Source organism: Cellulosimicrobium sp. Marseille-Q4280, assembly GCF_943181405.1.
In the GTDB taxonomy this organism is placed as follows: domain Bacteria; phylum Actinomycetota; class Actinomycetes; order Actinomycetales; family Cellulomonadaceae; genus Cellulosimicrobium.
This window is the reverse complement of record NZ_CALPBY010000002.1, coordinates 339,963-355,285: the sequence shown is the minus strand read 5'-3', so window position 1 is coordinate 355,285 and position 15,323 is coordinate 339,963. Positions and strand designations below refer to the sequence as shown.

16 protein-coding genes are annotated in these 15,323 nt (G+C 74.6%); 1 reads left to right on the top strand and 15 read right to left on the bottom strand.

From position 1 onward, the window contains the following. Position 1: 1 nt before the first annotated feature. The 4 genes from ruvA to pdxT all read right to left on the bottom strand — a co-directional run bounded on the left by ruvA (position 2) and on the right by pdxT (position 2,959). A complete protein-coding gene (gene ruvA / locus NFS20_RS06335) occupies positions 2-634 on the bottom strand; it encodes a Holliday junction branch migration protein RuvA (RefSeq protein WP_251150891.1) in 633 nt (210 codons plus the stop codon). Between the two features lie 134 nt (positions 635-768). Then, complete coding sequence (gene ruvC / locus NFS20_RS06330; protein WP_251150890.1) at positions 769-1,332, bottom strand: crossover junction endodeoxyribonuclease RuvC; 564 nt, start codon at positions 1,330-1,332, stop codon at positions 769-771. A gap of 235 nt (positions 1,333-1,567) precedes the next feature. Continuing rightward, positions 1,568-2,329, bottom strand: a complete 762-nt coding sequence (locus NFS20_RS06325) for a YebC/PmpR family DNA-binding transcriptional regulator (RefSeq protein WP_251150889.1) — start codon at positions 2,327-2,329, stop codon at positions 1,568-1,570. A 6-nt stretch (positions 2,330-2,335) separates the two neighbouring features. Then, positions 2,336-2,959 (bottom strand): pyridoxal 5'-phosphate synthase glutaminase subunit PdxT, encoded by a 624-nt coding sequence (gene pdxT / locus NFS20_RS06320; RefSeq protein ID WP_251150888.1) that lies wholly within the window; start codon positions 2,957-2,959, stop codon positions 2,336-2,338. 37 nt (positions 2,960-2,996) lie between these two features. Between pdxT and NFS20_RS06315 the strand changes: the two genes are divergently transcribed. Continuing rightward, entirely contained in the window at positions 2,997-3,671 is a 675-nt protein-coding gene (locus tag NFS20_RS06315) for a hypothetical protein (RefSeq protein ID WP_251150887.1), read from the top strand. A 31-nt stretch (positions 3,672-3,702) separates the two neighbouring features. Here the strand turns inward: NFS20_RS06315 and NFS20_RS06310 are convergent, their stop codons facing one another. From NFS20_RS06310 to NFS20_RS06260, 11 genes are all read right to left on the bottom strand, one after another. After that, positions 3,703-4,269 (bottom strand): NUDIX hydrolase, encoded by a 567-nt coding sequence (locus tag NFS20_RS06310; protein ID WP_251150886.1) that lies wholly within the window; start codon positions 4,267-4,269, stop codon positions 3,703-3,705. A 55-nt stretch (positions 4,270-4,324) separates the two neighbouring features. Continuing rightward, positions 4,325-5,200, bottom strand: a complete 876-nt coding sequence (gene pdxS, locus NFS20_RS06305; RefSeq protein ID WP_285821112.1) for a pyridoxal 5'-phosphate synthase lyase subunit PdxS — start codon at positions 5,198-5,200, stop codon at positions 4,325-4,327. A gap of 263 nt (positions 5,201-5,463) precedes the next feature. Next, on the bottom strand, positions 5,464-6,114 hold the full coding sequence (locus tag NFS20_RS06300; RefSeq protein WP_251150885.1) for a hypothetical protein: 651 nt from the start codon (positions 6,112-6,114) through the stop codon (positions 5,464-5,466). Continuing rightward, complete coding sequence (locus NFS20_RS06295) at positions 6,111-7,322, bottom strand: glycosyltransferase family 4 protein (protein ID WP_251151235.1); 1,212 nt, start codon at positions 7,320-7,322, stop codon at positions 6,111-6,113. The genes NFS20_RS06300 and NFS20_RS06295 overlap by 4 nt, the downstream gene beginning before the upstream one ends. A gap of 2 nt (positions 7,323-7,324) precedes the next feature. Beyond that, positions 7,325-8,323, bottom strand: a complete 999-nt coding sequence (locus NFS20_RS06290; RefSeq protein WP_251150884.1) for a phosphatidylinositol mannoside acyltransferase — start codon at positions 8,321-8,323, stop codon at positions 7,325-7,327. Between the two features lie 2 nt (positions 8,324-8,325). Next, positions 8,326-8,997, bottom strand: a complete 672-nt coding sequence (gene pgsA, locus NFS20_RS06285; protein WP_251150883.1) for a phosphatidylinositol phosphate synthase — start codon at positions 8,995-8,997, stop codon at positions 8,326-8,328. Continuing rightward, positions 8,997-9,596 carry an HIT family protein gene (locus NFS20_RS06280; protein ID WP_251150882.1) on the bottom strand — a complete coding sequence of 200 codons (600 nt, stop codon included), beginning with the start codon at positions 9,594-9,596 and terminating at the stop codon, positions 8,997-8,999. The genes pgsA and NFS20_RS06280 overlap by 1 nt, the downstream gene beginning before the upstream one ends. Positions 9,597-9,633: 37 nt before the next feature. After that, entirely contained in the window at positions 9,634-11,661 is a 2,028-nt protein-coding gene (gene thrS / locus NFS20_RS06275) for a threonine--tRNA ligase (RefSeq protein ID WP_502800788.1), read from the bottom strand. Positions 11,662-11,842: 181 nt separating this feature from the next. Further along, a complete protein-coding gene (locus NFS20_RS06270; protein ID WP_251150881.1) occupies positions 11,843-12,070 on the bottom strand; it encodes a hypothetical protein in 228 nt (75 codons plus the stop codon). A 128-nt stretch (positions 12,071-12,198) separates the two neighbouring features. Continuing rightward, positions 12,199-13,827 carry a CYTH and CHAD domain-containing protein gene (locus NFS20_RS06265; protein ID WP_251150880.1) on the bottom strand — a complete coding sequence of 543 codons (1,629 nt, stop codon included), beginning with the start codon at positions 13,825-13,827 and terminating at the stop codon, positions 12,199-12,201. 107 nt (positions 13,828-13,934) lie between these two features. After that, positions 13,935-15,203 carry an alpha-D-ribose 1-methylphosphonate 5-triphosphate diphosphatase gene (locus tag NFS20_RS06260; protein WP_251150879.1) on the bottom strand — a complete coding sequence of 423 codons (1,269 nt, stop codon included), beginning with the start codon at positions 15,201-15,203 and terminating at the stop codon, positions 13,935-13,937. Between the last annotated feature and the right edge of the window lie 120 nt (positions 15,204-15,323).

Sequence of the window (15,323 nt, the reverse complement as noted above, 5' to 3'; positions counted from 1 at the left end):
GTCAGCCCCTCTGCCCGCCGAGCACGCGCAGCGCGGCGCGCAGTGCGCCTGCCACGTCGGCGGCCTCGACGACGTCGACCCCCGCCTGGGCGAGGACCGTCGAGACCGCGTCGTCCGCGGCCTTGACGTTCCACCCGAGCCCGACGAGCGCCTCGACGACCTGGTCCCGACGGTCCTCGACGGCGGCCGGCGTGCCGGCTCCCGACCCGGCGACGGGCGCGTCGGCCCCGGTCGGCGCGCCGAGCTTGTCCCCGAGCTCGAGCGCGATCCGCTGGGCGCCCTTGTTCCCGATGCCGGGGACGCGCACGAGAGCCGCGATGTCCGCACCCGCGACGGCCCGCCGCAGCGCGTCGGGCGTGTGCACGGCGAGCATCGCGAGCGCGAGGCGCGGGCCGACACCGCTGACGGTCTGCACGGTCTCGAAGACGGAGCGCTCGTCGTCGTCGGCGAAGCCGAAGAGCGTGAACGAGTCCTCTCGCACGACGAGGCTGGTGGCGAGGCGCGCGGTCTCGCCCACGCGGAGCCCGGCGAGCGTCGCGGGTGCGGCGTGCACGAGGTAGCCCACACCCCCGACGTCGAGCACCGCCCGGTCGAGCTGCACGCTCGCCACCGTCCCGCTCAGCGACGCGATCACGCGGTGTCCTCCGATCGACGGGCGCCGGGCCCGTGGGGGGCGGCGCAGGGGCGCGCACGTGCGGGACGAGTCACGGCACGAGCGGTGCGAACAGGTGTACGACGGGTCACTCTAGCCCGGGGCTCCGACGCGGCCTACGCACGCCCGCGGCGTGCCGTGCGCTCGGCGGCCGCCCAGGCGCGCTGGGCCGGGGTGAGCTCGTGCCGCTCGCCGCCCTGCAGCGCTCCGGCGGGCCGCCACAGGTGGCAGATCGCCAGCGCGAGCGCGTCGGCGGCGTCGGCGGGCTTCGGCAGCTCGGCCAGCCCGAGGATGCTCGCGACCATGCGCTGCACCTGCTCCTTGCCCGCCCGCCCGCTCCCCGTCACGGCGGCCTTGACCTCCGACGGCGTGTGCAGCGCGACCGGGACCTGGCGGCGCGCCGCCGCGACCATCGCGAGCCCGGCGACCTGCGCCGTGCCCATCACGGTGCCGACGTTGTTCTGCGCGAACACCCGCTCGACCGCGACGACGTCGGGCACGTGCTCGTCGAGCCACGCGTCCAGTCGTTCCGAGATGCGCAGCAGCCGCAGGTCCACGCTGAGCTCGGGGTCGGATCGCAGCACCCCGACGGCCACCATCTCGGCCTTGCGCCCGGGCAACGAGTCCACGACCCCCACGCCGCACCGGGTCAGTCCAGGGTCCACTCCGAGCACGCGCACCCCGTCACCCTTTCACGACCTGCTGCCTCATCCGCCGAGGCGCGCAGCGGGACCGTCGAGCCGACGACGCCGCATCACGCGGACCGCCGGCCGGAAGCAGGAGGGGCGGGTGGGGTGCGCGCGGTCGTGGGGGGCCTGGCGGGAGCGCCCGAGGGACGGGGGCGCGGATGGTAGCCCGCGCGCACCCCGCCCGCCCGGCCTCCCCGAGCACGACCGCCGTCGGTCGAGCGATGGGTCAGTCGTCGTTCTCGAGCTCCGCCATGACGTCGTCCGACGCGTCGAAGTTCGCGTAGACGTTCTGCACGTCGTCGCTGTCCTCGAGCGCGTCGATGAGGCGCAGGATCTTGCGCGCGCCGTCGGCGTCGACCTCGACCTCCATGGACGGGTGCCACACGGAGTCGGCGGAGTCGTACTCGATCCCGGCGTCCTGGATGGCGGTGCGGACGGCGACGAGGTCGCTCGCCTCGCACAGCACCTCGATGACGTCGCCGGAGTCCGTGACGTCCTCGGCCCCGGCGTCGAGCGCGGCGAGCATCACGTCGTCCTCGGTGACGCCGTCGGCCTTGGGCACGACGACGAGGCCCTTGCGCGAGAAGAGGTACGAGACCGAGCCCGGGTCGGCGAGACTGCCGCCGTTGCGGGAGAACGCGGTGCGCACCTCGGCGGCGGCGCGGTTCTTGTTGTCGGTGAGGCACTCGACGAGCACGGCGATCCCGTTGGTGCCGTAGCCCTCGTACATGATCGTCTGGTAGTCGACGGCGTCGGCACCTTCGCCGCTGCCGCGCTTGACCGCACGCTCGATGTTGTCGTTCGGCACGGACGACTTCTTGGCCTTCTGGACGGCGTCGAAGAGCGTCGGGTTGCCGGCCAGGTCACCGCCGCCGGTGCGCGCCGCCACCTCGATGTTCTTGATGAGCTTCGCGAAGAGCTTGCCGCGCTTGGCGTCGATGGCCGCCTTCTTGTGCTTGGTCGTGGCCCACTTGGAGTGCCCTGACATGCGTTCCTACCCCTTCGCGATCTGGACGAACCGCTCGTGCACGCGCGCGTCGCCGGAGATCTCCGGGTGGAACGACGTGGCGAGCAGCGATCCCTGCTGTACTGCGACGATCCTACCGGCGGCGGCGTCGGGGATCCCCGGCGTGCTCGCGTCCGGGATGCGGGCGAGGACCTCGACGCCCGGTCCGGCGTCCTCGACCCACGGCGCGCGGATGAACACCGCGTGCACCGAGGGGTCGTCCCCGGGCAGCCCGGCGAACGCGAGGTCGGTCTCGAACGAGTCCACCTGGCGGCCGAACGCGTTGCGCCGCACGGTCACGTCGAGCCCGCCGATGGTGCGCTGGTCGGCCGTGCCGCCGAGGATGCGGTCGGCGAGCAGGATCATGCCGGCGCACGAGCCGTAGACGGGCAGGCCCTCGGCGATCCGCGCACGCAGGGGCTCGTCGAGCTCGAAGATCCGCAGGAGCTTGTCGATGGTCGTCGACTCGCCCCCGGGGAGCACGAGGCCGTCGACCTGCGCGAGCTCCTCGGGTCGGCGGACGCCGACGGTGCGGGCACCTGCGGACTCGAGCGCGGCGCGGTGCTCGCGCACGTCGCCCTGCAGGGCGAGAACCCCGATCGTGATCGTCACGAGGGGTGATGATACGTCGGCCGGTAGGGTCGCCGACGTGACGTACCCGCCTGCGGCGCAGCCCGGCCCTCCTCCCGGTCCCCCCGCACCGGCGTGGGGCGGCCCGCCGCCGGTCGCACCGACGCCTCGCCGCGCGCCGCGCGGCGCGACCGTGCTGATCGTCGCGGGCGCCGTGGTGCTCGTGGGCGCGCTCGTCGCGGGCGTGCTCGGCGTGACGCTCTTCCTGCGCGCGATCCCGACGGGCGTCGTCACGAGCGGAGGGTCGCCGGGTTCGGCGGCGATCGCGTCCGGCGCGGTGCCCGGCGAGGCGGACGTCACGGTCGCCGGCGGGGAGCCGTACACCGTGTGGGCGGTCGGCGGCCCCGGGGACGCCGCGTTCGCCGCGGACGACGTCACGGTGACGTGCGGCGGCACCACCGTCCTCGTCTCGTCCCCTGCCGTGACCGGGTCGTCCGGCACGGGCACGACGTCGGCCGCGACCGTCGCGGAGTTCACGGCGACCGACGACGGCACGTGCACCGTGTCGGTCGCGACGTCCCAGGACGCGGACGCCGGGTCCTTCGTCGTGACGGAGGGCTGGCGCTTCGGCGAGTTCTTCGCGACCGTGGGCGGCACGGTGCTGCTGTGGATCCTCGCGATCGGCGGCGGTCTGCTCGGCCTCGGCCTGCTGCTGGGCGGCATCGTGTGGCGCGTCGCCGCGCGCCGCGCCTGACCTCGGCGGCCCGCTCGCTCCCGGCCCGGCGTCAGTGCTCGCGTGCGAGCCCGAGGTGGCGGGTCACACCGTCCCAGCCGTGCAGCAGGGGCCGCACGAGGTCGACGAGTCCCTCGGGGAACACCTCGATCTCGACGCGCGCGAGCTCGTCGAGGTCCCACCATCGCATCTCGTCGACGACGTCGAGCTCGACGTCCGTCCATCCGTCGCGGCTGAGGTCCTCGCCCGAGAGGACCTCACCGTGCAGCCGCGCGAGGTAGATGACCTCGTCCTGGCGGCAGTGCTGCCGGTAGAAGTCGAAGACCGCGCTGCGGGTGTAGACCGGCCCCACGAGATGGGCGGGGTCGAGCGCGATGCCGGTCTCCTCGCGCACCTCGCGCAGGGCCGCCGCGGCGTCGTCCTCCCCCTCGTCGATGCCACCTCCGACGGTGAACCACCACGACCGTTCGGGCTGGTCGACGTCGTGACCCCGGACGAGGAGGACGCGGTCGGCGTCGTCGAGCAGGACGACGCGCGCGCCGCGCCGGAAGAAGAGGCCGTCGTCCCCGAGCACCCAGTCGGGACCCAGGGACGACGGCGCGTCCGTCCGGTCCGTCACCGCGACGCCCGGCCGTCCAGGCTCGCCGGCGGTGCCGGCAGGTGCGCGGACAGGGTCACCAGCCGCGCTCGGCGAGGCGGTGCGGCACGGGGATGTCGTCGACGTTGATGCCGACCATCGCCTCACCGAGCCCGCGGGACACCTTCGCGATCACGTCGGGGTCGTCGTAGAACGTCGTCGCCTTGACGATCGCGGCAGCTCGCTGCGCCGGGTTGCCCGACTTGAAGATGCCGGAGCCCACGAAGACGCCCTCGGCGCCGAGCTGCATCATCATCGCCGCGTCGGCCGGGGTCGCGATGCCGCCGGCGGTGAACGTGACGACCGGGAGCTTGCCGGTGGCAGCGACCTCCTTGACGAGCTCGTACGGCGCCTGCAGCTCCTTGGCGGCGACGAACAGCTCGTCCTCGGGGAGCGAGGTGAGGCGGCGGATCTCGCCACGGATGGTGCGCATGTGGGTCGTCGCGTTGGACACGTCGCCCGTCCCGGCCTCGCCCTTGGAGCGGATCATGGCCGCGCCCTCGGTGATGCGGCGCAGCGCCTCGCCGAGATTGGTCGCGCCGCACACGAACGGCACGGTGAACTGCCACTTGTCGATGTGGTTCGCGTAGTCGGCCGGGGTGAGGACCTCGGACTCGTCCACGTAGTCCACGCCCAGCGACTGGAGCACCTGCGCCTCGACGAAGTGCCCGATGCGCGCCTTCGCCATGACGGGGATCGAGACGGCCGCGATGATGCCGTCGATCATGTCGGGGTCCGACATGCGGGAGACGCCGCCCTGGGCGCGGATGTCGGCCGGGACGCGCTCGAGCGCCATGACCGCGACGGCGCCGGCGTCCTCGGCGATCTTCGCCTGCTCGGCGGTGACGACGTCCATGATGACGCCGCCCTTGAGCATCTCCGCCATGCCGCGCTTGACCTTCGCGGTGCCCACGGAGCCCTCTGCGGCGGGCGCAGCGCCTGCGGGGACCTTCTCGGCGGGGACGTTCTGCTCGGACACGTTGGTCACCGGTACCTCACACGTTCGGTTCGAGGGAGCGCACGACCGTCACGAGGCGGACGGCCGGGCCTCCGCGGGTCGCGCCGACGGCCCCCGGCGAGGTGGAGAGAAGCCGGTGGGAGCGGTGCGTGCGCGGTGGCGGGCACATGCTCGCACACCACGACCATCCTACTGCGGCGCGTCCGGGCCCCAGGCGCTCAGGAGGCCCCGCCGGCGGGCTCGAGGGGACGGCCGAGACCGGGTGGCCAGGCGTCGTCGAGCTCCACGGTCACGGGCATCGGCGCGTGCCCCGCGAGCCGGAACAGCCGGACCCACCACTTGCTCCGCACGCGCTGTGCCTGGGCGACCGCCTCGTTGTGGAAGCGGCGCGCGAGCTGGGCCCGGTACCAGGCCGCCGAGAGGTTGCCGAGGAGCTCGTCGCCCGCCGGGTCGTCACGCAGCTCCGCGACGTCCTCAGCGTCCTCGAGGGCGGACCGCAGCGTCGCCGACAGGTCGGACTCGGCGAGCGCGCGCGACGGCGCCATGCCACCGAGCAGCAGCCGTGGGCGGGGCGCGTCCTGCGTACCGAGTCCCGGGACGCTCTCGACGAGGCGCCGTGCGTCCGCGTCGTCGTCCAGCACCGCGTGCGCGGCCTCGGCGAGGAGGACCGAGGTCACCGGGTCGAGCTCGGCCGACGCCGCGAGGTCGACGACGGCCGACGCGCGACGCACCAGCTGGGCGTCGAGCGCGAGGCGCGACGCCATGACCTTGCGGTGCAGGCGGTCGAGCCGGGACGCGGCGACCCACAGGAGCCAGCCGACGAGCACGAAGACGGCCACGACGAGGATCGCGGTCTCCGACCAGGTCATGCGCGAGCCTCCTCGTCCCGGTCGCCGCGCGTCCGTCCGAGGAGGCGACCGCCGCGGCGGGACCGCGGGTCCTCGTGCACCGGGATGACCGCCTCGGACGCGGCGAGGACCATCTCGTACACGGCGAGCACCTCCGCGGTGACGGCGGACCAGTCGAAGCGCCGGACGAACTCCCGGGCCCGGTCGCGGTACGCCTCGCGCCGGCCGGCGTCGGCGAGGACCTCGACGACCGTCGCCGCGAGCGCTGCGCCGTCGCCGACGGGGAACAGCGCACCGGCCGCACCGTCGTCGAGCACGCGACGGAAGGCGCCGAGGTCGCTCGCGACGACGCACGCGCCCGCGCTCATCGCCTCGACGAGCACGATGCCGAAGCTCTCGCCGCCCGTCTGGGGCGCGATGTACAGGTCGACGGAGGCGAGCATGCTCGCCTTGTCCTCGTCGCTCACGCCGCCGAGGAACTCCACGGACGACGCGTGCTCACCCAGGGCGGCGACGGCCTCGTCCTTCCCTGCGTCGCCGCGGCCGGCGACGAGGAACCGCGCCCCCGGCACCTCCGCGAGGATGCGCGGGATCGCGTCGGTCAGGACGGGCAGTCCCTTGCGCGGCTCGTCGAGACGGCCGAGGAACCCGATGGTCGGCGCGTCCGGCGTGCCCTGCCAGCGCGGCTGCGGCACGGCGCCGGCGAACGTGTCGACGTAGACCCCGTTGGGGATGACGACGGCGTCCCCGCCCAGGTGCTCGACGAGCGTGCGCCGCGCGTCCTCCGACACGGCGATGCGCGCGTCGATCTTCTCGAGGCTCTGGCGCACGAGCGGGTAGGCGACCTGCAGCGCCCGGGAGCGCACGAGCGAGGTGTGGAACGTGGCGACGATGGGCCCCTGCGCGGTCCAGAGCGCGCTCATGGACAGGGACGGGTTGACGGGCTCGTGCAGGTGCAGGACGTCGAAGCGTCCCGCGTCGAGCCAGCGCCGCACCCGGCCGATGGTCCGGGGGCCGAACGTCACGCGGGCCACGGACCCGTTGTAGCGGACCGGGATCGCGCCGCCCACGGGAGTGAGGTAGCCGGGGACCGGGGTGTCGTCGTCCGCGGGCGCCAGCACGGAGACCTCGTGCCCCTGGGCGATGAGCGCCTCGGCGAGGTCGCGCACGTGGAACTGCACGCCGCCCGGCGCGTCGAACGAGTAGGGGCACACGATGCCGACGCGCAGGCTCATGCGGCGGGCTCCTGGTCGCCCTGCGCCGGGGTGACGGCGGCGTCCTCGCCCGCCGCGGCCTGCGTGCGGGCGTACCGCTCGGGATCGAGGTCCTCGACGAAGACCTTCTGCAGCATGTGCCAGTCCTCGGGGTGCTCGCGGATCGCCACGCTCAACGCGTCGACCCAGGCCTGCGTCGCGACGGCCACCCGCTCCGAGCGCGGCACGTCCGCCGGCACGTCGACCGGGGGGAAGAAGCGGATCACGAGGCCCCACGGCGTCCCCGCCGCGCGGCGTCGGGCACCGCGCAGGCGCTCGTACCAGATGGCGGCCGGGACCAGGGGGGCCCCGGCGGTGACGGCGAGGGCGGCCGGGCCGGCGGCCACGCGGGCCCTCCGACCGTAGAGGTCGACCTCGATGCCCCGGGCGGTGAGGTCGCGGTCGGCGAGCAGCGGGATGATCCGCCCGGGACGGCGCGCCCCGCGCACGAGGTCGCGGAACACGTCGCCGTCGCCGAGAGCGAGGATCTCGAGCCCGATCCCGGTCCGGAACGCGAGGAACTCCTGGAACACCTCCTCGGGCTCGAGCCGCTCGGCGACCGTGAGGACGGTGGCGAGACGGCGGGTCGCCCAGGCGCCCGCAAGGTCCCAGTTCCCCTGGTGGGACAGCGCCAGCACGGGGCTGCGGTCGCCGTCGAGGAGTCGGCGGACGTTCTCCTCGCCCACGACGCGGACGCGCGCCGCGACCTGCTCGGGCGTCCACGCCGGCAGGGTGAAGGCCTCGCGGTAGTAGCGCATGTAGGACCGCATCCCGGCGCGCGACAGCCGGCGCACCCCGCGGGGACCCAGGTCGGGGCGCACGCGCGCGAGGTTCTTCTCGAGCTGGCGCACGCCGCCGCCGTGCAGGAGCCACGTCACGTCCGCGACGGCGCTGAACACGCCGCGCAGGATCGGCTCGGGCACCTTGTGCGCGGTGCGCCACGCGAAGGTGAACGCCTTGCCGGTGTCGATCCCCATCGTCAGCGGGCACCTTCCGTCTCGTCGGTCCGTCCGTCGTCGCCGCCCGCGAGGGCCAGCGCCTGCCGGCGCACGGTCGCCACGCGCTGCACGATCGTCACGGCGCTCGCGACGGCCAGGAGGCCGAGCACGACGACGAGCACGACGGGCGGCACGCCCAGCCCGACGATCCCCGCGGCGACGAGCGCCGCGACGAGCCGGTCCGCACGCTCCGCGATCCCGACCTGCGCCGTCATGCCGACGCTCTCGGCGCGCGCTCGCGCGTACGGCACGACGGCGCCCAGCGCGAGGCACGCGAGCGCGACGCACGTCCCCCAGGCCGCGAGGTCGGGGGTGAGGCGCGCGTCGTCGGCCCGGACGAAGTACAGCGTGAGCCCGACGAACAGCGCCGCGTCGGCGAGCCGGTCGAGCGTGGAGTCGAGGAACGCGCCCCAGGGGCCCGAGCGCCCGGCGCGGCGGGCCATCACGCCGTCCAGCACGTCGGAGAACGCGAAGACCATGACGACCATCGTCCCGGCGAACAGGTGACCGGTCGGGAAGAGCCAGAGCGCGCCGGCCACGACGCCGAGCGTCCCGGCGACGGTCACGGCGTCGGGGCTCACGCGGAGGCGCAGCAGGAGCGCGGCGAGCGGCGTGAAGAGCCGGGTCGTGAGGGCCCGGAGACGGCCGAACATCAGTGGTTCCCCTCCCCCGCGCCGGCCGTCCTGTGCTGCGACTGCTGCGGCTGCGCTTCCCAGGCCGCGGCGAGCTTGGCGCGCGTGTCCGCGAGCAGCTCCGGCACCGCCTTCGTGTGCGCGACGACGGGCAGGAAGTTCGCGTCGCCCGTCCACCGGGGCACGACGTGCTGGTGCAGGTGCGCGGCGATGCCCGCGCCGGCGACGGTCCCCTGGTTCATGCCCAGGTTGAAGCCGTCGGGCGCGGACACCGCGCGGACGACGCGCATGGCGGTCTGCGTGAGCTGTGCGACCTCGGCCGTCTCGGCCCCGGTGAGCCCGGTGTAGTCCGAGACGTGGCGGTAGGGCACGACCATGAGGTGGCCCGGGTTGTACGGGTACAGGTTGAGCACGGCGTAGGCGACCTCGCCGCGCGCGACGATGAGCCCGTCCTCGTCCGAGCGGGACGGGATCCGGCAGAACGGGCACTGCCCCGCGGTGTCGTCGGTCGGCTTGTCCTGCCCACCGACGTACACCATGCGGTGCGGCGTCCAGAGCCTCTCGAGACCGTCGTCGAACCGCGGGTGGTCCCCCGGCGGCTCGACCGTCACGTCGTCCACGCCCGACCTGCCCCTCGCGTCGTCCCCCACCGCGGCGTCAGACCTGGACGCGGTCGCGCACGGCGGACACGATGCGCTCGATCGCCTCGGCGACCGGCACGCCGTTGTCCTGGCGCCCGTCGCGGTAGCGGAACGACACGGCACCCGCCTCGACGTCCTCGCCGCCCGCGATGAGCGTGAAGGGCACCTTCTGGGTGCTCGCGTTGCGGATCTTCTTGCCGAACCGGTCGTCCGAGTAGTCCACCTCGGCGCGGATGCCCTGCGCGCGCAGCTGCGCGACGACGTCGGCCAGGTAGTCGTTGAACGGCTCCGCGACGGGGACCGCGACGACCTGGACCGGGGCGAGCCACGCCGGGAAGGCGCCCGCGTAGTGCTCGAGCAGCACGGCGAAGAAGCGCTCGATCGACCCGAACAGCGCGCGGTGGATCATCACCGGGCGCTGGCGCGAGCCGTCGGGAGCGGTGTACTCGAGCTCGAACTTCTCCGGCAGGTTGAAGTCGAGCTGGATCGTCGACATCTGCCACGTCCGGCCGATCGCGTCCTTGGCCTGGACGGAGATCTTCGGCCCGTAGAACGCCGCGCCGCCCGGGTCCGGCACGAGGTCGAGGCCCGACGCCGTGGCGACCTCCTCGAGCGTGCGGGTCGCCTCCTCCCACGTCGCGTCGTCGCCGACCGACTTCTCGGGGTCGCGCGTCGACAGCTCGAGGTAGAAGTCGTCCAGCCCGTAGTCCTTGAGGAGGTCGAGCACGAACGTGAGGAGCGAGGTGAGCTCGTCGCGCATCTGCTCGCGCGTGCAGTAGATGTGCGCGTCGTCCTGCGTGAAGCCGCGCGCACGGGTCAGCCCGTGCACGACGCCCGACTTCTCGTACCGGTACACCGTGCCGAACTCGAACAGGCGCAGCGGCAGCTCGCGGTAGGAGCGGCCGCGCGCGTCGAAGATGAGGTTGTGCATCGGGCAGTTCATCGGCTTGAGGTAGTAGTCCTGCCCCGCGCGACGCACGGTGCCGTCGTCGTCCAGCTCCTCGTCGAGGTGCATGGGCGGGTACATGCCGTCCGCGTACCAGTCGAGGTGGCCCGACACCTGGAACAGCTTCGCCTTGGTGATGTGCGGGCTGTTGACGAACGAGTAGCCCGCCTCGACGTGCCGCTTGCGCGAGTACTCCTCCATCTCGGAGCGGATGATGCCGCCCTTGGGGTGGAAGACCGCGAGGCCGGAGCCGATCTCGTCCGGGAAGGAGAAGAGGTCCATCTCGCTGCCGAGGCGGCGGTGGTCACGGCGCTCCGCCTCGGCGAGCCGCTCGAGGTACGCCTTGAGCTCGTCCTTGGTGGGCCACGCCGTGCCGTAGATCCGCTGGAGCTGCGGGTTCTTCTCGCTGCCGCGCCAGTAGGCGGCGGCCGACCGCATGAGCTGGAAGCCGTTGCCGATGAGCTTCGTCGAGGGCAGGTGCGGGCCGCGGCACAGGTCCTTCCAGACCACGGTCTCGCTCTCGCGCCCGGCGCCGCGCACGTTGTCGTAGATCGTCAGCTCGCCGCCGCCGACCTCGACGCTCGCGCCCTCGGCGGCCGTGTCCGACGACCCCTTGAGCCCGATGAGCTCGAGCTTGTACGGCTCGTGCGCGAGCTCGGCGCGCGCCTCGTCCTCGGTGACCACGCGGCGGCGGAAGGTCTGGCCCTCGCGCACGATGCGCGCCATCGCCTTGTCGAGCGCCTTGAGGTCCTCGGGCGTGAAGGGCGTCTCGACGTCGAAGTCGTAGTAGAACCCGTCGGTGATGGGCGGCCCGATGCCGAGCTTTGCGTCCGGGTTCACCTGCTGGACGGCCTGGGCGAGGACGTGCGCCGCGGAGTGGCGCAGCACGGACAACCCGTCGGGCGAGTCGATCGTGACGCCCTCGACCTCGTCGCCCGGGGCGAGCGCGGTGTCGAGGTCCTTGAGCGCGCCGTTCACGCGCACGACGACGACGTCGCGGCGGTCGGCGAAGAGCTCCGTGCCCGTCGTCGCCGTCTCCACCGTGACGGTCCCGGACTCGGGGGCGGTGGTGACTGGTGGCTGGACGACGTCCGACACGTGCTGCTCCTTGCAGGCGGGAGGACGCCGTGGCGTCCTCGGTGAGCGGTCATCGAGGCTCGCGGCCGGTGCCGGGCGCTCGAAGGGGCGCCGTCGTCGACGGCGCCCCTCGATCGTACCGACCCGCGCACGCGGGACGAACCGGATACCTCCGGGACGGGCCGCGACGCCGCGTCGAGGGCTACCTGCCCCCGACGCCCGTGCCGGGGACGTCCCGGCGGTCGGCGTCGTCGCCGTTGGCGTCCTTCGCCTTGTCCGCCAGCGTGTCGACGTGCTTGTCGACGGAGTCCGGCGCGACGCCCTTGATCGCTCCCGCGACCTGGTCGATGCGCTCGTCGGTGAGGAACTCCTTGGCCTGGCCCAGGAGGTCGCCGAGACCCCCCTCGCTCTTCGGTGCCTTCTCCGTCATGGCCGCTCTCCCTGGTGTGCGCGGTGGGTCGGCGCGGTCGGCCCGCGCCCGTCTCGCACGCTAGCCCGGAGACGGACCGACCGCCACGGCACGGCGGTGCGCCACCGGGGCCGTTCCGGTGCCCTCGGTCAGCGCGCGGTCCACCGGCGGTAGCGCTTGCGGCGAGCCCGCTCCCACGCGTCGTCGAAGTCCGCGAGCGCCCGGTCGGCGCGCTCCCGCTCGATGCCGACGAGCAGCCCGTAGCTGAACCCGTTCTCGCCGGACAGGTTCGCCCGCATCCCCAGCTCGCGCAGCGACCGCGCGAGCGCGACGGCGTCGTGGTGCTCGCCGAGCGCGTCCTGCACGGCTTCGAGGCGCTCCGCGAAGCGCGCGGCGTCCTTGCCGACCGCCGGCTCCATGGACTCCCCCGCGTACCGCGCGCGCTTCGCCGCCTTGCGGACGTCGTGCAGCAGCTCGTCGCGGCGCTCTCCCTCCACCGCGGCCGCACCCCTCGCCCGACGGCGCGTGCGCTTCCAGGCCGTGCGGGCGAGCGCGGGCAGGACGTCGGGAGCGGCGCCGGCGGCCCGGTCGGTGAGGGGCAGGTCGTCGGCGAGGTCCTCGAGGGCGGTCAGCAGGTCGAAGTAGCGGTCCTCGCCCATCTGGGCGACCGCGGTGCGCAGCGCCTCCCGGTACCGGCCGTCGAGCTCGTCGACGACACGCGCCCGGACCGGCCCGACGACGAGCTCGTCCGGCAGCCGGTCGAGCACGACGCGGATCCGGTCGCGGGCGACCTCGGCGTCGCGCGCCTCGCCCAGGACGCGGCCCCACCACCGCAGCTCCTCCCGCACGGGCTCGGCGACCTCGCGGTCGAGGAGCGGCCGGAACGTCGCGAGCGCGCTGCGCAGGCGTCGTGCGGCGACGCGGGCCTTGTGCACCGCGTCCGGTGCGTCGCGGCGCACGTCGGGGTCACGGTCCAGGAGCGCGTCGACCTGCTCGCGCAGGTACCGCACGACGACGGCGCCCGCCGAGCCGTCCCGGTCGCGGTCCGACGTGCTCGTCGCCCGAGGGGCCGGTACGGCGTCGCCGAGCGCGCGCGAGAGCTTCGGACCGCTCGGCTCCGCGTGCGCGCCGGAGTCGACCAGCGCGTCGACCACCGCGTCGAGCAGCGCCTGCGGGTCGTCCGTCTCGTGCCCGGCGGGCAGGATCTCGACCTCGATCTCGCGCCAGGCGTCGGTGCGGCGCCCCCGGTGCGGCTCGGCGTTCGTCCCCGGCGCGGCGTCGGCGTCCTCCTCGGACGCCGCCGCGACGAGGCGCTCCGTGGCGACCCGGTCCTCGGCGACCTCGACGAGCGCCGCGCCCCGTGCGTCGCGCAGCACGACGACGCGGCGCTGCGTGCGCAGGCGCGCGACGGGGACGAGCGGCGCGCGCCGTGCCAGGCCGGCGACGAGCCGGACGAGATCGTCCGGAGGTTGCGGCGCGGCGTGGGGCTCCGGGAGCTGATCCGGAAGCGCGTCGCCGTCGTCGCCGAGCGGTCGGCGCTCCTCGTCCCGCGCGTCACCGGGGGCAGGCAGCTTGAGGTGCCACCCCGCGTCGTCGCCGCCGGTGCGACGGCGCAGCGTGATCCCCCGGGCGAGCAGCCGCAGGTCCGGCGTGTCGTAGTAGAGGGCGTCGAGACGCACGGTCCCGGCGCGCTCGACGGTCGTGCCGTCGACCTCCAGGTCGGGCACGGTCCAGTCGTCCGGTGCGCTCAGGGTGCGTTCGTGCTCGCGGTAGGCCATCCGTCCTCCGTCGTCGGGCGGTCGTCTCCCGACCCTAGGAGCGCTCTCCGGTCGTCGCACGCAGGCCACCGCCGGCGGAGCGGTGACGACCGACCTGCACGAGCGTCTCAGGGCCGCGAGCGCAGCGTCGCGACGACCGAGGACCACCCGCCGCGCGGTCGCACGAGGACGAGGTCCGCCCGGGCGCCCGGGACGAGCGAGCCGCGGTCGTCGAGGCCCGCGGCCCGGGCCGGGCCCGACGTCACGAGCGCGACGGCGCGGGGCAGCGTCGCCAGGCCCTCGCGCACGACGACGTCCACCGCCGCGAGCATCGTCGCCGGGACGTAGTCCGACGCGAGCCCGTCGACGAGGCCGAGTGCGACGAGCTCGCGGGCCGACACGTTGGCGGTGTGCGACGCCCCGCGCACGACGTTCGGCGCACCGGCCACCACCGACAGGCCCGCGGCCCGTGCCGCGCGGGCGGCGACGAGCGTCGTCGGGAACTCCGCGACGGCGCCTCCGCGCGCCGCGAGCGCCTCGACGTCCTCGACCGTCTCGGGGTCGTGACCGGCGAGCCGGACCCGCCCCGCCCGGGCGAGCGACCCGAGCCAGTCGAGCGTCGCGGCCGCGACCTCGGACCGCTCCTCGCGGTCGGCGCGCCAGCGGGCGACGTGCTCGCGCGCGCCGGCCGACGACATGCCCGCGCGCTCGACGAGCCAGCGCTCCATGGTCTCGGCGCGTGCGTACTGCCCGATGCCGGGCGTGTGATCCTCGTGCGACACGAGCGGCGCAACCCCGCGTGCGCCGTCCGCCCGCCGACCCGGGTCCCCCAGCACGCCGCGCAGCGTCGCGACCGCGGACGGGCACCGGATGTCGACCCGGTGGAGCACCCGCGCGCCGTCCTCGTGCGCGGCGTCGACCGCGAGCGCCGCGAGCACCTCCGCGGGCTCGGGCTCGCCCGCGGGCAGCCCGACGGGCGTCCGCTCGCCGTAGGCGACGCCGTGGAACGCCGTGAGGACACCGGCGGTCGCGAGCCGGTCGGTCGCGGTGCGGACCGCGAGGTCGAGCGGTAGCCGTGCGCCCGGACGGGGGCGCGCCTCGTGCCCGAGCACGTCGGTGTGCACGTCGACGAGCCCGGGCAGGCAGAGGGCTCCCCCGCCGTGCAGCTCCGCACGGCTCCCGGGCGGGGCCACGCCCACCTCCACGACCAGGCCGTCCCGCACGACGACCCGGGCGTCGTCCACGACCCGGTCGGGCAGCACCGCGACGACGTCGTCGAGCGTGTAGTCGCGCGGCGCGCGGCTCACGTCGCGCGTCTCGTCCCGGGTCTCGTCGTCGGGTCGGCCGGAGGCTCCTCCCGGTCGGGACGGGACGGTGGCAGCGGTCGGTGCGGGCATGGCGGCATGTTGTCCGGACGACCTGGCGAGACGGTGAACGACCGTTCATGCCCCGTTCACCGTCCCAGGGCCGACGGTTCTCCCGGCTCTCCCAGACTCCTCGACGGCGGCCACCCCGGA

Coding starts and splice junctions, on each gene's coding strand:
- NFS20_RS06325 (WP_251150889.1), bottom strand. CDS start 2,329: ATGTCAGGGCACTCCAAGTGGGCCACGACCAAGCACAAGAAGGCGGCC.
- NFS20_RS06265 (WP_251150880.1), bottom strand. CDS start 13,827: ATGGCCTACCGCGAGCACGAACGCACCCTGAGCGCACCGGACGACTGG.
- NFS20_RS06270 (WP_251150881.1), bottom strand. CDS start 12,070: ATGACGGAGAAGGCACCGAAGAGCGAGGGGGGTCTCGGCGACCTCCTG.
- NFS20_RS06300 (WP_251150885.1), bottom strand. CDS start 6,114: ATGACCTGGTCGGAGACCGCGATCCTCGTCGTGGCCGTCTTCGTGCTC.
- pgsA (WP_251150883.1), bottom strand. CDS start 8,997: ATGTTCGGCCGTCTCCGGGCCCTCACGACCCGGCTCTTCACGCCGCTC.
- NFS20_RS06260 (WP_251150879.1), bottom strand. CDS start 15,203: ATGCCCGCACCGACCGCTGCCACCGTCCCGTCCCGACCGGGAGGAGCC.
- NFS20_RS06290 (WP_251150884.1), bottom strand. CDS start 8,323: ATGGGGATCGACACCGGCAAGGCGTTCACCTTCGCGTGGCGCACCGCG.